At 41.0% G+C, this 19,961-nt stretch carries 19 protein-coding genes; 7 read left to right on the forward strand and 12 right to left on the reverse strand.

From position 1 onward, the window contains the following. Nucleotides 1-342: 342 nt before the first annotated feature. Nucleotides 343-2,541 carry a YccS family putative transporter gene (gene yccS / locus ACE3G9_RS01085; RefSeq protein WP_449218213.1) on the reverse strand — a complete coding sequence of 733 codons (2,199 nt, stop codon included), beginning with the start codon at nucleotides 2,539-2,541 and terminating at the stop codon, nucleotides 343-345. 320 nt (nucleotides 2,542-2,861) lie between these two features. Between yccS and helD the strand changes: the two genes are divergently transcribed. The 3 genes from helD (at nucleotide 2,862) to ACE3G9_RS01100 (ending at nucleotide 7,053) form a co-directional block, all read left to right on the forward strand. Then, the gene (gene helD / locus ACE3G9_RS01090; RefSeq protein WP_449218214.1) at nucleotides 2,862-5,012 is read left to right on the forward strand and encodes a DNA helicase IV; all 2,151 of its coding nucleotides are present in this window, start codon (nucleotides 2,862-2,864) and stop codon (nucleotides 5,010-5,012) included. Between the two features lie 592 nt (nucleotides 5,013-5,604). After that, nucleotides 5,605-6,126, forward strand: a complete 522-nt coding sequence (locus tag ACE3G9_RS01095) for an RDD family protein (protein ID WP_449218215.1) — start codon at nucleotides 5,605-5,607, stop codon at nucleotides 6,124-6,126. 117 nt (nucleotides 6,127-6,243) lie between these two features. Then, nucleotides 6,244-7,053: a hypothetical protein gene (locus tag ACE3G9_RS01100; RefSeq protein WP_449218216.1), complete on the forward strand. Its 810-nt coding sequence runs from the start codon at nucleotides 6,244-6,246 to the stop codon at nucleotides 7,051-7,053. Nucleotides 7,054-7,339: 286 nt separating this feature from the next. Here the strand turns inward: ACE3G9_RS01100 and ACE3G9_RS01105 are convergent, their stop codons facing one another. After that, the gene (locus tag ACE3G9_RS01105) at nucleotides 7,340-8,557 is read right to left on the reverse strand and encodes an NnrS family protein (RefSeq protein WP_449218217.1); all 1,218 of its coding nucleotides are present in this window, start codon (nucleotides 8,555-8,557) and stop codon (nucleotides 7,340-7,342) included. 189 nt (nucleotides 8,558-8,746) lie between these two features. Here ACE3G9_RS01105 and norR point away from each other — a divergent pair, with 189 nt between their 5' ends. The 4 genes from norR to secF all read left to right on the forward strand — a co-directional run bounded on the left by norR (nucleotide 8,747) and on the right by secF (nucleotide 13,953). Then, nucleotides 8,747-10,285 carry a nitric oxide reductase transcriptional regulator NorR gene (norR, locus tag ACE3G9_RS01110; protein WP_449218218.1) on the forward strand — a complete coding sequence of 513 codons (1,539 nt, stop codon included), beginning with the start codon at nucleotides 8,747-8,749 and terminating at the stop codon, nucleotides 10,283-10,285. Between the two features lie 161 nt (nucleotides 10,286-10,446). After that, on the forward strand, nucleotides 10,447-10,947 hold the full coding sequence (locus tag ACE3G9_RS01115; RefSeq protein WP_417881131.1) for a hypothetical protein: 501 nt from the start codon (nucleotides 10,447-10,449) through the stop codon (nucleotides 10,945-10,947). Nucleotides 10,948-11,173: 226 nt separating this feature from the next. Continuing rightward, nucleotides 11,174-13,042: a protein translocase subunit SecD gene (gene secD / locus ACE3G9_RS01120; protein ID WP_417881132.1), complete on the forward strand. Its 1,869-nt coding sequence runs from the start codon at nucleotides 11,174-11,176 to the stop codon at nucleotides 13,040-13,042. A 2-nt stretch (nucleotides 13,043-13,044) separates the two neighbouring features. After that, on the forward strand, nucleotides 13,045-13,953 hold the full coding sequence (gene secF, locus ACE3G9_RS01125; protein WP_449218219.1) for a protein translocase subunit SecF: 909 nt from the start codon (nucleotides 13,045-13,047) through the stop codon (nucleotides 13,951-13,953). A gap of 364 nt (nucleotides 13,954-14,317) precedes the next feature. On the opposite strand, the gene ACE3G9_RS01130 is transcribed toward secF, so the two are convergent. The 10 genes from ACE3G9_RS01130 to ACE3G9_RS01175 form a co-directional block, all read right to left on the reverse strand. Further along, on the reverse strand, nucleotides 14,318-15,532 hold the full coding sequence (locus tag ACE3G9_RS01130) for a tyrosine-type recombinase/integrase (RefSeq protein WP_449218220.1): 1,215 nt from the start codon (nucleotides 15,530-15,532) through the stop codon (nucleotides 14,318-14,320). After that, nucleotides 15,532-15,759 carry an excisionase family protein gene (gene xisR, locus ACE3G9_RS01135; RefSeq protein ID WP_449218221.1) on the reverse strand — a complete coding sequence of 76 codons (228 nt, stop codon included), beginning with the start codon at nucleotides 15,757-15,759 and terminating at the stop codon, nucleotides 15,532-15,534. The genes ACE3G9_RS01130 and xisR overlap by 1 nt, the downstream gene beginning before the upstream one ends. 82 nt (nucleotides 15,760-15,841) lie before the next feature. Beyond that, complete coding sequence (locus ACE3G9_RS01140) at nucleotides 15,842-17,257, reverse strand: DNA cytosine methyltransferase (RefSeq protein WP_449218222.1); 1,416 nt, start codon at nucleotides 17,255-17,257, stop codon at nucleotides 15,842-15,844. Between the two features lie 51 nt (nucleotides 17,258-17,308). Continuing rightward, nucleotides 17,309-17,854 (reverse strand): single-stranded DNA-binding protein, encoded by a 546-nt coding sequence (gene ssb / locus ACE3G9_RS01145; RefSeq protein ID WP_449218223.1) that lies wholly within the window; start codon nucleotides 17,852-17,854, stop codon nucleotides 17,309-17,311. Nucleotides 17,855-17,856: 2 nt separating this feature from the next. Next, nucleotides 17,857-17,994, reverse strand: a complete 138-nt coding sequence (locus tag ACE3G9_RS01150) for a hypothetical protein (RefSeq protein WP_449218224.1) — start codon at nucleotides 17,992-17,994, stop codon at nucleotides 17,857-17,859. Next, nucleotides 17,995-18,591: a 3'-5' exonuclease gene (locus ACE3G9_RS01155; protein WP_449218225.1), complete on the reverse strand. Its 597-nt coding sequence runs from the start codon at nucleotides 18,589-18,591 to the stop codon at nucleotides 17,995-17,997. A gap of 61 nt (nucleotides 18,592-18,652) precedes the next feature. Next, complete coding sequence (locus ACE3G9_RS01160; RefSeq protein WP_449218226.1) at nucleotides 18,653-18,982, reverse strand: hypothetical protein; 330 nt, start codon at nucleotides 18,980-18,982, stop codon at nucleotides 18,653-18,655. A gap of 2 nt (nucleotides 18,983-18,984) precedes the next feature. After that, a complete protein-coding gene (locus ACE3G9_RS01165) occupies nucleotides 18,985-19,341 on the reverse strand; it encodes a DUF7694 domain-containing protein (RefSeq protein WP_449218227.1) in 357 nt (118 codons plus the stop codon). 23 nt (nucleotides 19,342-19,364) lie between these two features. Beyond that, nucleotides 19,365-19,619: a hypothetical protein gene (locus tag ACE3G9_RS01170; RefSeq protein ID WP_449218228.1), complete on the reverse strand. Its 255-nt coding sequence runs from the start codon at nucleotides 19,617-19,619 to the stop codon at nucleotides 19,365-19,367. A gap of 97 nt (nucleotides 19,620-19,716) precedes the next feature. Further along, on the reverse strand, nucleotides 19,717-19,929 hold the full coding sequence (locus ACE3G9_RS01175) for a hypothetical protein (protein WP_449218229.1): 213 nt from the start codon (nucleotides 19,927-19,929) through the stop codon (nucleotides 19,717-19,719). Nucleotides 19,930-19,961 lie beyond the last annotated feature (32 nt).

Genomic DNA, 19,961 nt, shown 5'->3' on the forward strand with positions numbered 1-19,961 from the left:
TTAATTTTATTTAAATGATAGGTTAGTAACTAATTTAAAATGATTATATCAAGATAAAAAAAAGCTTCAAATCGAAAAAATTAAAATAAATCAATTATTGGATGGAAATAATAAAAAAACCATTTTTTTGATATAAAAGAGTAAGCTTGTTTTTTTTAAGAATCTTTTATCCAAAAAACCATGAAATACAGGATAAAAAACCACTTGGATTTAATATACTTCAAGATGTTGATCTTTAAGCATTGCGTTTTGAATGCGTTTTGAATGCGTTTTGAATGCGTTTTGAATGCGTTTTGAATGCGTTTTGAATGCGTTTTGAATGCGTAGTGAGGCGTTATGTGCTCATATTTTTGAATCACTATTAACCGTTGCAATCGGCAATCTTACTGAAAACTTATTCGCCAACGAGTACATTTCTGGCAGCATTCGGTAGATTAAATGCAGCTGTTGTAAGATCAAACGTATAGTTTCTTCATCGCCTTCCCGCCATTCACTTAATTTCTTATCTAATTCGCTATTAAATGAATCTAAAGTAATTTCGCCATTGTGGTAGTAAAGCTGCTGTTCCAGTTGTTCTAGGCTTTCGTGTATCCCTTTGTGAGCCTCTAAAATGAGAAGGTGGGTTTCTGGATTGTCGATGCGTTTACGATGTGCACCGAGTGCTGAAATATAACTTAGCATCGCGTGATTAAGAGTTAAGAAACGGAAACTCTCATCAATGGATTTTTTGTACTTATCTGGCTCTGCCAACATGTTACTGATGGTTGTGCTAAGAGAGGAGTCCATGGTGTGAGCATTACGTCGAGCAAGGCGATAGTTGACGTCATCGCGTTTACCAATTCGATATTGAGCAATAATCTGTCCAAGATAATCTTTATTGGATTGTATTGCTTCCGACATTACTCTATGCAATTTCTTAGCTTCCCAATCAGGCAGAATATAGCGTACCGCAAACACCGCTAAACCACAGCCAATTAACGTGTCCGCAAGGCGAGGCAAGATCACTGCATAACCTTCACCTAATTGGTTAAAACAAAATACTACCAATAAGGTAATGAAAGCCGTTGCTGAACCATAGTTATTCATTCTAAAAGCGAAGAATAAGGTGCCGGATAACACTAAAAAGACTAACTGACTCCCTTGTGAAGGGAATAAGGTTAATAGTGGTATACCAACGAGTAGGCCCACAATGGTGCCAATCACTCGAGCTGTGAGCTTTTGTCTGGTAGCGCTAAAGTTAGGTTGGCATACAAACAAGCTGGTTAGCATAATCCAGTAGCCTCGTTCTAGTCCTAATCCTTGAATTACCCCGTAACCTACGGTGAGTACAATCGACATACGTAAAGCATGGCGGAATAACATTGAGTCTTTATTTAAGTTGTTGCGAATACGTTGCCACATGACTTTTGGCGTATGAGCGGTTGTATCGTGCAATGAATAGTCGTTGGCTTCATCGCTGGTATTTTCTGGCGTGAACTTAGATGCATCAGGGTTGCTGACGTTTGATAGCTGCTTTTCTACAGTCACCATATTATTAAATAGGTAGAACAGTTGGCTTAATGGATATTTCCACTCAGGTCGGTTTTGAGCTTTTAGGTACTGCATTGATAACTGCAATTCATCCAGTGCCCAAATTGAATCGCCATCATATTTATAAGCTTTTCCTGCTTCCAATGCTTCAGAGATCTCACGACAGGCTTTCGCTTGAGTTTGCATTAAGTGTTTGAAGCGAAACAACACATCACTACGTGAGAAATGCTCGGCTAAATCTTGATAACGGTAATGGGTAGAACTGATTCGTTCGTGAATATCTTGCGCTAAAAAGTACAGTTGTAAATAACGGTCACTTGGGCCATCAACATGTCCACGTTTAGAGCGAGTGAGTAGGGTGCTTTTAGCTTGGTTTAAGGCATTAACCGTTGCGGAATTAAGTTTACTTTCTAAGATACGGTAAGGCTGCGGAGTTAAACCAGATACAGGGTGAAATAACGAGCTTTTCGTTTCAAGGTAGTTGGCCAGTTCTTCAAATACATTGGCTAAGCCTTGTTGTACTGGCTGCATTGGCCAGAATATTTGCCACAACATGGAAAGTAGGTAATACCAAGCGGCTCCAATTAACAAGAGAACAGGTTGATAGGTGATATTGTCGTATAAGTGATAACCCAGCATGGTGTAGATCGCGATCAGCAATGAACCAAAGGCAATGCTGGCATAACGTGGGCCAATCGCACCGAGCATAATAAAGCCAAAGGTACTGGTGAATAGACCAATGGCGAATAATGGCGGATAAGGAAACAGAATTTCTATTGAAAATGAAGCAATCGCAAAGCAGATGAAAGTTAAGATTAGCGCCCGAATTCGTCCCATGAAGTTATCATCGGTTTCGGCTAGTGCAGCGGCGATAATACCTAATATCAGGGGCGTAATTTCAGTAGAGTAGTCGTAATACCAACAAGGCAGTACGACACCTAAAAGTGAGATAAGGATTCGAATGCAGTAGTTAACGGTTTTATCCGACCAATAATGTCGAAGTTGTGGCATCGAATTTGTCATAAAGCGCGATATTGTCCTAGGTGATGTTACAAGTAACTTGAGTATAGAGGCCTTTCGTTGTGCAAACTATATTCTGTTGTAATAACAGCAAAAAAATTTGTTCTGTTTGATTGTAAGCAAGTTTTGCGCCAGTCTGCCTGATTTTTATCCGTTTTAGAATAAGTTTAAAAAAGTGATGACTCAAGCCCTCTTCCTTTCACACTAAAACCCGTTAGAATATTGGGTTATATCCAAATAACTTCAAGGTGCAGAATTGACTTGGGTATATATTCTTATTCAAAACTTTACTGATCGCATAAGGACAGTTCATGCAATTAAGCGCTAGCCGTTTTGCTCAATTTTTTATTCAAGATGAATACCAACAAGTTGAAGTGAAAGATCAGTGTATTACCTTATCTTCGCCAACTGATGAGTTGCAAATCCCATTTGCAGCGTGGAATGGTGAAGTGACAGTAGAGCGAGGCTTAATCTGGGGCAATTTATATTTTCATGCCCATGAAGAAGAGGAAGGTGAACAGGTTCAATGGCTCGCTCAGGGGCTACCTTGGCTGGATTGCCAGCAATTTGCTCAATTAGTAATAGGGGAATATCGTCGTTGGCAGTTGAACCAAAGTGAATCATTAGCCGAGTTATTACCAAACTGGCTAGAGCAGTTAAAAGAATTGGTCAATCAACCGGGATATTTAACCCACTCATCGCTTGAGTTCTGGATGAAAGGCATTTCTGATGATCTGGCGAAAAAAGAATTATCTTTGCCAGAAGTGATTCATATTTTTCCAAGTCATAATGAATGGGAAGGTGACGATCAATTCCAGCACCATACCCCCACTTTAATGAGCGGTTTGAAACGTTGGCTGACTCACCCGAAAGCCTCATTAGAACAGCGCAATCAAACCTGGCTGGCTAATCAAGAAATCGAATGGAAACCTTACTTCCAAGAATGTGAACGTTCACCACTTAATCCTTCTCAGCAACGTGCCGTATTGTTAAATGATGATCATACTCTGATTTTAGCCGGCGCAGGCTCAGGTAAAACCAGTGTTTTAATGGCGAAAGTCGGCTACTTATTACAAAGTGGCCAGGCAAAACCAGAAGAAATGTTATTGGTGGCATTTGGTCGAGATGCGGCCAAAGAAATGCAACAGCGTATTAAAGAAAAGTTTGCCGAACAAGGCGCTCAGATCAAAGTCCAAACCTTCCATCAATTAGGCTTAGATATTATTAAATCGGTTGAAGGTAATCAGGTTGAAATCTCACCGCTTGCCACTACGCCAGCCCAAAAGACCGCTTGGTTCTCTCAGTGGTTAAAAACACACTGGATGACAGAAACCAACTTTAAGCGTTGGCAGAAGCACTTAGCCGAATGGCCGATTGCCTTTTTGAAAGGGGATGTAGAGCTCGGTTCGCATGTTGAAAACCCGAAATTACTGGCGTGGTTAGAACAGCAAGTCGATCAACTTTCTGTCCTACAATTACCGAAAAAACAGCTGCAAGAGCGTTTAATTGAGCTAGAGAACTACCCTCAACTAAACAGCGAATTAATGCTGGCTTGGCCGTGTTATCAAGCGTGGCAAAAAATGCTGAAAGAAGAGAATCAAATCGACTTCAACAGTATGATTTCTAAAGCCACCCAATATGCGCGCAATGGTAAATTTAAATCGCAATGGCGCTTTATGATGGTCGATGAATACCAAGATATCTCACCGAGCCGTTTAGATTTATTAACTAACATTTGCCATGGTAGTGTTCATAAAACCCAGCTAGGGGAAACCACGACTCAGCAGCCGTGTTCATTGTTTGCAGTCGGCGATGATTGGCAGGCGATTTATCGTTTCGCAGGGGCGGATGTAAACTTAACCACCGGCTTTAAGAAGCGTTTCCCTAATGCACAGATCCATTATCTAGACACCACTTATCGCTTTAATAACCAAATTGGTGAGGTGGCGAATCGCTTTATTCAAGCCAACCCTTATCAATTAGAAAAGACTTTGAATAGTCACAAGCAACAAAAGCAAAAAGCAGTGACGATTGCGCCAATGCATACGCTGGAAGCAATTTTAAGTGACTTAAATAACCAAGTTAAATCTCGCAAAAAAGTGTTGGTACTAGGTCGCAATCATTACCATGAGCCAAGCGATTTAAAGACACTACAAAAACTCAACCTACATTTAGATATTGAATTTAAAACTTGTCACGCCAGCAAAGGACAAGAAGCCGATTATGTGGTGATTGTCTCGGTTGATGAAGGGCAGTTCCCAGCGGTTGAACGTCAGCAGCATTTGCATGATGCGTTGTTATCTACCGGCGATGTGTTCCCTAATGCAGAAGAACGTCGCTTGTTCTATGTAGCGATGACCCGAGCCAAAGAAAAGGTGTGGATCTTACACAATGCGAACCCATCGACCTTCATCAAAGAGTTAAGAGCAAACCGTTATCCGGTGGTGGTGAAAAAGCGATAAAGCACACAGCCAAGTCTAATAGAAAGAAAGCCGATAAATGTTAGTTTATCGGTTTTCTTTGTTTGGTCAGTTGTCTATTTTTAAATATTTATGCCTTAAAGTACTTCTGTGTAATCAACCCCATCCCGCTTCCCCTTATATCAACTCTTGCTACCAAGTGGCTTCATCTATCAAGGGGAAGAGCTGTTCTTTGTCGCCGCTACTTTCATTTTTATCTCAATAAATCAGCCCGTGGTGAGTGTTTTTGAAACCGTCATTCCAGTTGAGCCTAAGCGAGAGCAGGAATCTAGTCATCACGCGCTCAATATTGGAAGATAATTTCTTTACGATATACCACTAAACAACAAGCGATCACAAATCACTCCCTCCCTTTACCAACGAAAAAACACTTGGCATCATGAGTTGGCTTTGGTGAACTATACGGATTGTTTCCATCTATTAAATGGTTAGGTTTGTTCGCGCGAGCTGTTCAATTTGCATGTGAGCTGTGTTTTATATTCTGTCTCGCAAAATATCCTTTGTTTAACTCTAGTAATTGTTAAGTGGTGTACATTTTAGCCTCAACTAACGGATTTAATTTCAAGGAGTGAATGTGTATCCCAATAAATACTCGAACTTTTGGAGGCGCTTGTTCGCCATTATTATCGATGGGTTCGTTTTCTTACCACTACAGTGGGTCGATGAATATATCCTATCTGGAGTGTTCGGTTCAGGAAGTGTTTTTATTTGGGGGGTAGGTAGCTCGATGCTAGGTATTTCATATTACGTCATTATGCATACGAAATACGGGCAAACTGTCGGTAAGATGGTTACGAAGGTCAAAGTTATCGATGTAACTGAAAGCCGAAACTTAACGATGAAACAATCATGTATGCGCGACATTGTCCCTATTATTATGGTTCCATTTACCATATATGTTTATGCCCAGTTCGCGTTCTATGGACATACTTGGGATAGTCTGGAGCAAGGGCTTTTATTTACCATTATTACCTTCTCAATGATTGGGTGGGTTGTTTTGGAAAGCATCTCAATGCTATTCAATGAGAAAAGGCGAGCGGTACATGACTACATAGCTGGTTCTGTTGTTGTAAGAAAAGCTAACCATGGAGTTTAAGGCGGATTCACAAACGTGTGCCGAACTTGCTTCGCTCAAACATAGCACGCGTTTACTCTCCGCTTAATGGTGGCGTTATGTTTCTTTCAATTTCGACCCCAAGGATGAACCAGATTTATGAGTAAGAAGATTTTAATCATTGGTTGCATTATCGCAGCTTTCGGCATTGCAATTTTAACAAGACCAAACTCCGGAGAGCTTGAACTCCCTAGCTGTAACTTTGAGAAAGTGGCAAATACGAAGATTAATTTTTTTGTCGACCAAGAAGTCTTAGAGTCGTCTTCAATAGAAGACATAAAAAAGTCGCTGGGCACTTCAATAAAGTACGCTAATCAAGTTTTAAAAAATTCATGTGTGCCACTAACCAGAAGCTTGGGTGATGTTGTACCACTTTACATAGATAAAAATGAAGTTCGTAGTCGAGATGCAGCCAGAAAATTGGTAAGGGAGACTCTCGAAAAACAGAAAATATTGGTTGAAAAACTTAGTCCTAATGAAAAATATGGTCTTATTTTTCATGGGAAATATGAAAGTAAACTTGGGTTTTCTGGCTCTGCATCCCTCTATTTTGGTTCGTGGTTCTTCGCTATCTCTTCTACTGCGCAAATACATTTGTTAGAGCATGAGTTAGGGCATTTATCGTGGGCACATCATAGTGAGAGTCATCCAGTCCCCAATCTAACAATGTTTTTGAAATCCGCGGTTCCGCAAGAATATCAGGAAAAACTCGTTCCTTATGCTCGCGCATTTAAGTGTGGTGACTCTGGTACAATAATGAGTTATGAGAGGAATATACTGCCCATATATTCAAGCACTCAAATCAAGTATCAAGGGGAATATTGTGGCAATAGTGAGTCGGCTGACAATGCAAGGGTGTTACGTGACTATGCGTTGACTTTGTTGGAAGTTGGCACAGTTGAGCAATGAAAACATAACAAGCCCCTAAGATTTCAAAATACTTTTTCCAATCTAATACGAACGATTTAATGTTATTCACTAAATCGTTCCCTTTCCCAAAACCAAATCAAGCTCATTATCAAACTTGATTCCTCTCCGACCTCAGCGTTGTTTAGATCTGGTAGTTAAACTCAATACGTTGGTCGCCATCAATGAAGTCGGTGTGGTTACTCCAGTTGGCAAAATAGCGTCAGAATTGCTCTGGCGCTTGATTTAGACATTGAAACTTAGATGGGGATCTAGATAGAGATCCAGATTAACCAGGGTGCCCATCAGCTCTTGGCGTGAGGAGCATTTTGCCAAATTTAAACACAAAAAGAGCAAAAGTGTAGATCCACAGCGCGGCGGAAATATTCACAAAGGTAAACAAATGCTCAGGCCAAATCGCTACCCCAAAACCACGAATAACCGCCGCTACGACAACCGCTAAGAATGCATGCCACATGCTTGGGCCTTCATAAATCGCACGTCCGGTATGGCCCATCGTCACTCGGGCGATCATTGCTAGAATGACTCCACCAATCGCACCAATGGCAAATACATGGATCATGTTGTGAGCAAAAAATTGTCCGTTCGGTAGTAGGTTAAATAAGGCCAATGCTTTAAAAAGTAATCCGACTGGAATACAAGCATACGAAGCGTGCAGCGACCAAACCAGAGGCTCTTTATAAGTCGTCCAAGGTTTCCAACGTAGGAAACGAATTGCTTGGAAAACCGCGGCGAAGACCATTAAATAAGGGCCAACTTGGTTAAAGGTAATTGGGAAAAAACTGAGGATAAACAGCATCACTAAAGGTGTGTTCGCCAGTGCATCTAACCAGATTAACGCGGGTGGCTTTTCAAACTGCATTTTACGTGCGGTAAAGAATGGGATCACGCGTCCGCCCATAATCGAAATCAGCAAAACGAACCACCAGATCATTGCTTGCCAAACCGCAATACTTGGAAAGGGTGGCATGCCTTGCTGATCTGTAAAAGGAAGGGTGGCGTAGCTGGCAAAGTTTGCCACAATCGCTAATACAAAGAAGGCGAGAAATATCAGGTTGCGATAGCCTTTTCCTTTGATCACTCGAATCGATATTTCATAGGCGACTACCGCTAAAAACAACCCTTCAATTGAAGAGGTTAGCCATAACGGAACCGGAGCCCAAAATAGTAGCCTAGGCAATAGCCACAGTAAGAACACAAAACCGAGACGCTTATCTTTGGTGCCGTTAACCCCTGTCCAGTTTTGTACTGCGGTTAATAAGAAACCGGCTACGATTGCCATGGCAAAACCAAATATCATTTCATGTACATGCCACCATAAGGCCGGAACTTGCAAGGCATTTGGTTGACCATGTTGGAATGCGTAGACCCAGATCGCGATAGCAATGGCAGCGTATAAACTTCCGAATAAAAAGAACGGTCTAAACCCTAAACGTAAAATGGGTAGGATTTTTTCTTCTTTACTTTTGTCGGTGATATTTATCATCAATAGTGATCTCGTATAAAGTGCTTATGGTAATTGGTTAGTAATAATTAAGCACTTTCCATGCCACTTTTTAATTTGTTGATTTTACTAAATTATATGAAATTACACTAAGATCTTGTGTTGTTAATTTTACATCACTAGTATAGTGAGAAAATAATACTCAATGATATATTTGTTAAGAGATTTAACATGTCCCAATCAATCGAACAAGTTTTACTCAATATTGCTGTTAACCTTAATGCTCACCAGCCGACTTATCAGCATTATCAAAAATTACTTGATGCATTACAGCAAGTGTTGCCATGTGATGCGAGTGCTTTATTTATTTTAGATGATGAGCAAAATTTAGTGCCAGTTGCGATTAATGGTTTATCGATGGAAGTATTGGGACGAAAATTTGCACCTCATGAGAATCCAAGACTTGAGATGATCATGCAAAGTCGACTACCGGTTCGATTTCCTGAAAACTCAACCTTACCGGATCCTTTTGATGGACTGCTTAGCGAAGACGATGAAGGGAGTATTGATGTGCATTCTTGCATGGGGTGCAGTTTGTATGTCGAGGATGTTTTGGTGGGAGTATTGACGATTGATGCCTTAGCCTCAGATGCATTCAAAAAAGTGACCGATGAAACCATTGCTACGTTTGCAGCTCTTGCGGCCGGTATTGTTCGTAATATCAGTTTATTCGATGCGCTTGAAAAAGCTAATCATCAACAACGCTCAATCAATCAGCTACTTATCGATGAGGCGCGTGATAAAGGTGGCAAACTGGTAGGTGTGAGCCCACAAATTGTCCAGCTACGAAATAACATTAAGATGGTCGCACAATCGAATTACGCCGTGTTGATTAGCGGTGAAACCGGTACTGGTAAAGAGCTGGTGGCCCATGAGGTTCACGCACAAAGTAGTCGTAGTGATAAACCAATGGTGTATGTGAACTGTGCGGCGTTACCAGAATCGATTGCTGAGAGTGAATTATTTGGTCACGTAAAAGGCGCGTTTACCGGAGCAAATTCACACCGCGCGGGTAAATTTGAATTGGCTGATGGCGGAACTATATTTTTAGATGAAATTGGTGAACTACCAATATTACTGCAAGCTAAGCTGCTGCGTGTCATTCAGCAAGGGGAAGTCCAACGAGTCGGAGCCGATCACAACAGCTTTATAGATGTTCGAATCATTACTGCCACCAACCGAGATCTTCATAAAGAAGTAGAAGAACAGCGATTCCGTTCCGATCTTTTTCATCGCTTAAATGTCTTTCCAATTCATATACCGCCACTACGTGAAAGAGAAGGAGATATTGCGGTTCTAGTTGGACATATTCTCGATCGAATTCGTACTCAATTCCAAATTAAAACACTGCACCTTCACCCTCGAGCCTTAAAGTTATTGGAGAAACAACCATGGCTAGGTAATGTTCGTGAGCTTGAACATTCCTTGATGCGCGCAGGTCTCCATGCGGTTCAAGATCAGGTGGAATTGATTAAACCACAACACTTTACGAGTGAATTTGTCGATATTCCTAAACGCCAAAATGCCTCACAATCTAGTTTGGTGATGCCTAATGAGCCCATTGCCTTAAGACAAGCGGTAGAAACCTATCAAAAGCAATTGATTGAACATGCTTTGAAGAAAAATGATGGCGTATGGGCACAAGCGGCGCAGTTTCTACAAGTTGACAGAGGGAACTTGTATAAACTAGGTAAAAAATTAGGGCTATAGGCGCGAAATGGAAGAAGGAGACAAATTATTAATACAAAAAAAAGTCGTCAAAAAACGATATAACTATTGATATTTTATCTATGAAGCCCCATTCTGTTGAAAAATTAACTTCTGAAGAGCTAAATGTGAGCGTTATTCGATTTCTGATACTGTGCTTGTTTATGAGTAGCATTAGCTTGGTTGGTATTACTACCACTAAAGCTGAGCACGCATCTAGCTTACAATTGGTTGATTTATCGACAGATTCTAGTTTTTTTGAATCTAACTCTTTTGCCTCTATTTCTTTGGATCAAGGTGAATCTTCGACACGCAATGTTAAATTTTTTCCTATGTCGAATTCACATAATGAACCTAGCGTTACGACGTCCCATTTTCTCGACCTCACCTCTTCGAGTGATTTAAACCAGTCAATTTATGTTAATGGCTTCTCTCTTAGATTTGCTCATGGCAATTTTAACAGCGATGAACTGGCACCTGATTATGTGAAAGTCTTTGAATTTTCAGAAGTATCATTTACTTCAAGTGCTCGACATTATGTCGAACGCTTTACACCTCAGCATCAGTGGATGATGCACATGAACTCCCACTCATTGCGCCTTTCTGCTTGGAAAGACAGCAACCTACAGTATATACCTCAGCAATACGCCCATTTATTTTCCTAACCAGCTTTGAGTGATTTTTCATCCTTAGCTTGAATTATGGTCGTTATTATTTAGCTATTTTTCGTGGATATTGGTTCCATAATTGCTTTATTTTTCGGCTACTTTGCGACGGTTTTATTCCATTATTTTGAGTCTTTATATGGCTCGGAAGGAGGAAAACTAGCCGCTACGTCATTAACTCGCGATGTCTAAAATTGAGTGTTGATGATCTATTTAGGTAAATAAAATGAATGTACATAAATCTCGCGCTTCTACTCGCCGTACCTTAAACCAATACTCTTATTGGCAATATACGGTGTTGGTTGTCACTATTTCTATCATGCTATTAAGCGCTTTGCCTTCTTGGTTTGGTGAGTCACCTGCGTTGCAAATTAATCAAGGCAGTGACTTAGTAAATAAAGCTAATCAGATAAATAAGGCTTTACTTGAACCATTAACACTACAGAAAGTTCTTACTAATCAAGGGATTGAATTAAAAGAGATCAAGCAAGATAAAACGACGACTTGGGTCATATTGTCGGATTCAGAACAAATGGCACAAGCTAAAAAAATATTGCTCGAAATGGTAAATCAACAAGGAAAAGACAAGGACATTCAAGTTGCGTTAGCTTCAGTGGCGAATGCACCTCAATGGTTAACCAGCCTGGGTTTTAAACCGATTTCATTAGGATTAGATCTGCGTGGTGGGGTGCAATTTCTGCTCGATGTGGATATGAATTCAGTCTACCAAAATCAAATCGATGAAATGCAACAAGGGATCAACCACTTCTTGATGGATAACCAATTACGTCGAGCAAAATTCAGTGATATTTCACAAAATGGATTGACCGTTGTACTTGCTAATGCAAAACAAATATCACAGCTACGTGATTTTATTCATGGGCAATATCCGAATTGGAAAGTTATCAATAAAGATAATCGCCTTATTTTAACTCGCTTGGAAACCGAAAGTGTCGCGTTACGTAATCTAACGGTTCAGCAAAACTTGCAGATTATGCGTAGCCGAATTGAAGAACTAGGCATTACAGAAGCGTCAGTACAAAGGCAAGGGGATCAACGTATTCGTATTGAGCTACCCGGTGTGCAAGATCCAGCTCAGGCCAAAAATGTCATTGGTGCAACGGCAAGCTTGGCATTTTATGAAGTATTGAATTCTCCATCTGAAGGCGGAAAAGTCTTACCAGATCAAAATGGTCAATTGGTTCGTGTTAAATCATCACCTGTATTAACTGGGGATCATATTGTTGATGCACGGGCTAATTTTGGCGAAATGGGGATGCCAGAAGTGAATATTAGCTTGGATAGTCAAGGCGGAAAAATGATGGCAGATTTTTCAGGTCGTCACATTGGTAAGCCAATGGCAACAGCATATAGTGAATATTCGCGTAACGAAAAGGGAGAAGTCGTACAAACCAATAAAATCATTAGTATAGCGACCATTCAATCTGCACTTGGCTCTAAGTTCCGAATTACAGGGGCGGGGTCAATGCAAGATGCTCAAAGTTTAGCGTTACTGCTCCGAGCGGGTTCATTAACGGCGCCAGTGACCATAGTAGAAGAGCGCACGATTGGACCAACACTTGGGGCTGAAAATATTACCAATGGTTTTTCTGCCTTAGCATTAGGTTTAGGTATGACATTGCTGTTTATGGCGGTTTGGTACCGTCGATTAGGTTGGATCGCGAACGTCGCATTATTAGCCAATATGGTGATGTTATTTGGTTTGTTAGCTTTGATTCCTGGTGCGGTATTAACCTTACCCGGTATTGCAGGTTTAGTACTCACTGTCGGTATGGCGGTAGATACCAACGTTCTTATTTTTGAGCGGATCCGTGACAAATTAAAAGATGGCAATAGTTTAGCTAAGTCGATAAATGATGGGTTTAGTAGCGCAACCAGTACAATTTTCGATGCGAATTTTACCACAATGATTACCGCTATCGTGTTGTATTGCATTGGTAATGGACCAATACAAGGTTTTGCTTTAACGCTAGGGCTTGGGCTACTGACCAGCATGTTTACTGGTATTTTTGCTTCTCGCGCAATGATCAATTGGTTTTGGGGTAAAGATACCCGCCGTAATGTGAGTATTTAATCATGAGTAAATTAATCAATATGAAAAATGCCAATAAATGGCGTTATGGCACCAGTGTAATTTCTATTTTATTAATGTGTGTTGCGTTGTTTTTCATTACAACAAAAGGCTTTAATTGGGGATTGGATTTTACCGGTGGCATAGTAAGTGAAGTCCAATTAAATCCACAAATTACTAGTAGTGAATTGAACCCCTTATTAGAAGCAGGATTAGGTCAAAAAGTCAGCGTGGTTTCTGGTGAAGGGCAAGGGCGTTGGATTATTCGCTACAGTATCCCTGAGAGCACTCAGCAGGCTGCGGCATCAATTGAAACATTACTCGCGCCTTTGCACGCAGAGACCAAAGTGTTGAATACCAGCATTGTTGGTCCTCAAGTTGGTCAAGAGCTGGCAGAGCAAGGTGGTTTGGCTTTGCTTGTTTGTCTACTGTGTATCATGGTGTATTTAAGCATACGATTTGAATGGCGTTTAGCGTTAGGTTCGCTGGTGGCGTTACTGCATGATGTGATTTTTGTGTTGGGGTTCTTTGCATTAAGCCAGATGGAATTTAACTTAACTGTGTTAGCGGCTATTTTGGCGATCTTAGGTTATTCGTTAAATGATTCCATCATCATTGCCGACCGTATTCGTGAATTACTGCGAATCAAACCGAAAGTCGCTACTTCGGATATTAATAACCAAGCTATAGCAGCGACGTTTAATCGCACCATGATCACCTCTGGTACGACACTATTAACCGTTTCAGCCTTATGGTTACTTGGTGGTGCACCATTAGAAGGTTTTTCCATCGCCATGTTTATCGGCATTATGACTGGAACTTGGTCATCTATTTCAGTCGGAACTTCTTTACCTGAGATGTTAGGATTAAAGGCCGAGCATTATCAAGTGGTTACGTTATCTGACACGCCATAAATATCAACAATAGCTCTTTTACTGCTTGTTAATTTAAAGTGCAGTAAGAGGGCTTGTTTGGTTCTTATGTTCTTTGGTTGCGTTATGATGTTAAAATTACATCGTCAGGTTGTAATTATTACAACTTTAACGTTGGTTAATGGCTTGTTAAATCCTTTTATATCAATGGTTTAAAGGTTGGCACGCAAAGTGCAATACAAGAATGAATTTATTATTAGCCCCAAATGATAGGGGCGATGATGTTAATCATTACTGGAGCTTTAAATTATGTTTTGTATTCAATGTGAACACAAACAATACTTATAAGTTGTTGGTATGTAAGGGCTGTTTTAAGTGCCCCGAGATTTGGGGCACTGGTGGGGCACTATGAAATTTTTTGATTTAGCATGGTGATCTGCTCGTGAGAATGGGATTCCATCCACTTGCCGTAAACTTGCTCAAGCATGCTCGTTCCTCTGTGACCCATCTGTTCTGCAATAAAAGAAAGGTTAGCGCCTTTCGTGATCATCCAACACGCATAAGTGTGTCGAGTTTGATATGCCCTTCGATGTTTGATCCCTACCTTCTTCAATGTGCGGTTCCATGCCACACTGTATACAGCCCCCAAGTAATAACCGTATGTTTTACTTGCAGGGGTGAAGACAAATCTAATTTTATCCTTTCTTAATTCTGTCGATCCCTTCTGTTCAACCAAAATTTCCTGTGGCCTTTTTAGGTATGTAAACTCACGCTGCTTCATCAGTGCTTCAATGGCTGGCTTAAGTAAGAATACGGTGCGAGTCGATTTCTTGTTTTTAGGTGTGGTGAATTTACGCTGTGCGGTAATGTTGCGAGAAACCCGAAGAGTACCTTTTTCTAAATCGATATCTTCCCAAGCCAATGCGCACAACTCACCAGATCTTAAACCTGTGTATACAGCTACAGTGATCATGTTTTTAAATTGAGTATTTATTGGTGCATTGATTAGGGCATTAAATTCTTCAAACTCTAAAGGATCTGGCTCTGTGCTATCTGATTTTAAGCGTTCAATATTACTAAAGGGATTAGCTTTTAAGTAGCCAGCTCTGATTGCCAATTCAAAACACTGGGTAAGTAAGTGAATATGTTTGTTGATGTAACGAGGCGTTCTTAGTGTACCTCGATTTGATATTGTGCTTTTTAGTGTCTTTAGATAGATCAAAGCATCAGCATAAGTGAATGATGAAATCAAAGCTGACGTATCTAGGTGTTTTTTGCAGATATCAAAATGGCGAATCAAAGTTTCTAATGTTTGCGATGATAAGGTAAGGCTTTTCAATTCAATAAACTGATCAATCAATTGACCTAAAGTTATTGCGGAGGCTTTTTGTTCTGCGCTTGATAGTTGCTGTGCTTTTCGTGATTGCGGAAACCGCTCCAGGTAGTTAAATTCGTTAACTGAAATTTCAGATAAAATGAGAGATCGAAGGTTGCTCGCTTTTTTGATGTTGCCCTTGGTCACCGTCCAGCTTTTTAGTGTTTCTCTGCATCGCACTTCTTTATAGGTGAAGCTAATACGAATAGAGTTATTTCTTACTTCAACGCCTTCTGGTGTTTTCATTACGCTACCTTCTCTCGCTCACTGAACTTATCAATTTCAATTCGGTTATATTTAAGCTGACGACCGGTTTTCCCATCTCTAGATGAGGCTCGTTTAAAATGAACCCCTTCAATCCACCGAAAGTTGCGGTAGTTGCGGATCTCATCTGTCGTCATGCCTGTAATTTGAATGAGTAAGTCTTCTTTTACCCATTGGTTTGGCTGGATTAGGTAAGTGGATGTATTCATATCATTACCCTGATAAGTGAGTGTTTAAGTTTGTAGGTGTGAGTTCAACCACCAAATGAGTTTACAAATGGTGGTTGATGCATTAAGCAACGTGTTGAAATTGTCCAATAGATAAGTTGGCTTCAACTAATGCTTTGGCTACTAGTGGTGGAACAGCATTACCACATCGAGCCACTTGTTTAGTTTTTGAAAGCTTCTTACCTGAGCTGTCGTGAGCGATCACGTAGTCATCAGGAAAGCTTTGTGCTGCAAACAGTTCATGCGGTTCAAGCATTCGCATACCAATATCGACAATTTGGTATTGCTCACCTTTAATAGTGACTAGTCCAAATCGGTCTTTAGTTGTTACCGTTCCGAGAGGACGATTTAATTCATGGCCCGTGCTTGTGCCGTAATATTGAATTAAGAACGCTCGAACTTCACCAATGTGCAATCCACCGGCTGAAATGGTATGAACTGGCTCGTCGGTCCGATGTCCGATGTTGTCACCTCTTAGCTTCACCATGTGGCTAGTTACTAGCGCGAAATTGAGGCCTTGAGTTGCGGCGGTTAATGTACGTAATGGTTCATTTCCGGCAAAGACTCTTTGAGTTGATGAGTTTGCGTATTCAGTAATAAATGGAAGTACGCACTTTTCAGGCACAACAAATGGATCATCATGATTAAAAATGAATTTATCCAATCCCTTAACAATACGATTGATAGTTGCTTCAACTAATGGTTTTTTACGACCAAAAATAGACTTAATTGGAATGCTCCAATCAATGATATCGGCAGCTGTCTTGTAAGGCAGTAAACCCGAGCCTTTTACGCCGTGCGTAGGTAATGGCCATTGAATATCTTCACCATCGTTACGAGCAACTAAAAAGAAACGCTTACGAATAGTTGGTGCGCCATAATCACAAGCTTTTAGTACATTCCATTCAATGTTGTAACCCAAACCTTGTTCAAGCTGCTCATAAGGGAAGTCATCACCTAAAGCGGTTTTGATTTCTTCCCAAGCCGGATGAGTCGTATCTAACCCCGTTGATAAGGCTTTTATGAATGCCTCAAATGTTTCGCCTTTACGATCAGGACATGGTTTGAACTTACCAGGTGATGATTCAACCACTGGCCCCCAAGTTAAAAACTCCTCGACATTCTCCAGCATCAATATTCTTGGTTTTACTAATGCAGCCCAACGAACGGCAACCCAAGCAAGTCCACGGATGCTTTTATCGACAGGACGATTGCCTTTCGCTTTTGAAAAATGCTTACAGTCTGGTGAGAACCAAGCCAAGCCAACAGGACGGCCTGCGCATGCGTCAATAGGGTCAACATCCCAAACCGATTCACAATAGTGTTTTGTGTTTGGATGATTTAGCCGGTGCATATCAATTGCATCGGGATCGTGGTTGATGGCGATATCTACCGAGCGACCTAAAGCCATTTCAATGCCAGTGGAAGCACCACCACCTCCGGCAAAGTTATCTACAATAATTTCATTTTTAAAGAGCATGCTTTTCTCCGAAAGTGAGCATTAAAAAAGCCCATCAAGTGATGAGCCTTATTAGATACAGTGAGTAATCCGCAAGGTCCGTCGGTATGGATCGATAAATGGAATATCATCATCGAAATCCATTGGTGGTTCGTTATATTGCGGTGCGCTGTTATTTTCGTTGTTTGGTGGATATTGATGTTGATTTTGATTCTTGGCTGGTGGATTTGCGCTAGGCTGTTGAGGTTGGCCCCAAGCTTGATCACGCTTACCACCAAGCATTTGCATAACACCACTAAAGCCTTTTACTACGACTTCGGTTGTGTAGCGGTCTTGGCCGTTCTGGTCTTGCCATTTGCGGGTTTCTAGTTGACCTTCGATATAAACTTGTGAACCTTTCTTTAAATATTCACCTGCAACTTCTGCCAATTTTCCCCATAACACTACCCGGTGCCACTCTGTTTTCTCTCGCTGTTCGTTGGTGGATTTATCACGCCATGTTTCGCTGGTGGCGAATGTGATTTGTGCGATAGCAGAGCCCGAAGTGGTATAGCGAACCTCTGGATCTTTGCCAAGATTTCCAACTAGGATTACTTTGTTGATGCCTTTGCTAGCCATGGTTATTCCTCATCACTTTCTAAATCTTCATAACAATCAGAGCATACAAACGTGTGGTAACAAAGCTTGCCATCTGTTCCCATCATGTCATTAAATTCAACTAAATCGCCACATTCAGGGCATGGGGTTGGCATATCCATTCATCGTCTCCCTATTTCCAAAGTGATCATGCTTAACGTGTCTTTCGCTGCATCGTGAAGTGCATGGTGGTGAATGAATCCTTCGGGATTATCTTCTTTTAAGTAACCATTTCGAGTGCCGGCTAATGTATCAATGACAGTTCGAATACATCGGAAGCGGTTATAGCGCCAAGGTTGTGTGATTCCACATTGCTGAAATGCGTGGTCGAGAATGCCACCATCGAAATCATAACCACGACAGAAGATTTGCCCGTGGTCTTTCTTTAGCGGTTCAACGTGTTCGGCTAAGTGTTCTTTTATCATTCCCAAAGCAGCCAAAAGCGGAACATCGAGCTTACTTTCTTCTAGTACATGTCGAGCTTCTTCACCTTGAACTTCCCACCATTCACGAGTGCTTTGTGATTCAGTGAAATTAAGGTGAGGGTAATCGTAATCGCTCATTTTAATCTTGATATATAAACTAGAAGGGCGGTTGCATAGTTCTTCAAAGCTGACTTGCTCACCAAAGTTAAAAGGTACGATGCCAATACTTAGGATCTTGGCAGTGGTTTCAGTATCGAGCGTTTCAAGGTCGATGGTTACGTTTTGGTATTTCATTTTTCTTCTCTTTTTGGTGGGGTTGGCAGATCATCTTTAGTACTTATCCATTCCATGCTATTTACCTTCTAATTGGTATAGCAAACACCGCAACAGGACCATCTTCGGTATCATGGATAGAAAATAGAAACGCATCTTTATGCTTGGCTTTAGGTTGCCACTCTGCACATGCGCTACCGTCTTCATCTTCAAAATATCGTTCGTTTAATTCTTCTGAGGCATCTGACTCAAACCAAATTGTTTCGAACGTAACATTATTAATCAGGCACCAATTATTGATTTGCTCTTTTGTTGGATATTCACAGCCATCAAAATTAGGAAACTGGGAGTGTGTCCAAAATCCATTTTCATCAAGGGTTACCACTTCAGGTTTGATTGGTTCGCTTTTCATATTCACCTCGCATTCTTCAATCGTGTCCAAGCAAAATCAGGACGTTCACTTAAAACCCATAGGTGACGCATATTCGCATCGTTAATGAGCTCGCTATCTTCTGGATAAACTTCAACTGCGCATGATTCGCCATAACCAACTGCTGACTTGATTGCTTGGAGCTCATCAAAAGTAATCCCGTCTACCCAGTTATTGCCTCTACGTTTAACGCTGTTCACAGTGATGCGAGTTAGGGTTTCGCTTTCAATAAATATTTGAACTAGGTATTGGCTGCTTTGGTAAGCGAAAATAGGTTTCTTGCGACCGCGAGACGGAGGGAAGTTAGATTGATGAACTTCCTTAAATGGCTTTAGTTTCATAAATCCTCCACGCTAATACCCAATTAACGAGCAAGCTCTATATCTTCAATTCGTTTGCGAGCTTTTGCCTTAGCTAGTTCTTGTGGTGATACTCGTTTGGGTGGGTTGATAACTTCGGGTTTTACTTTTTTAACCGTGAGTGGATTGCGCTTTGGGGGCTTACTCTTTTTAGGTGGTTTTTGGATTGAGTATCCATCTCGCTTTTGTTGGCAAATCTTCTTGGCGTTCTTACGGTAATATTCGCGGTTGTATATTTGCCGCGGGGTTAGCTGTTCCATTGATAACCTCCCGTTGAGTTGGGTTAGTCTTTTTTGAGTCGATAAGCACAATAGAAAATGACGCATAGAGCCAGATAAAGTAAAAGAGTGTTGAGCATTACATTTTACCCACTGCGTCATTGGCGAATGATTGGAACAACTCGGGAGTGAGTTCTATATCTGCACGAATAGCCCGACTAATGCCCCAACCATCTTGTTCGTTTTCAGGCTTAATAAGAGTTAAATCAATCGCTTCACGGCCTAAGATAAAACTGAAATATGGACGGCTTGCCGTGACGGTGCCGTGTTTGGTTTGATATGTAGCTGCCACTTGAGCCTCCTATAAAGATGAATGGCGCCCAA

This window comes from Vibrio sp. E150_018 (genome assembly GCF_053544035.1).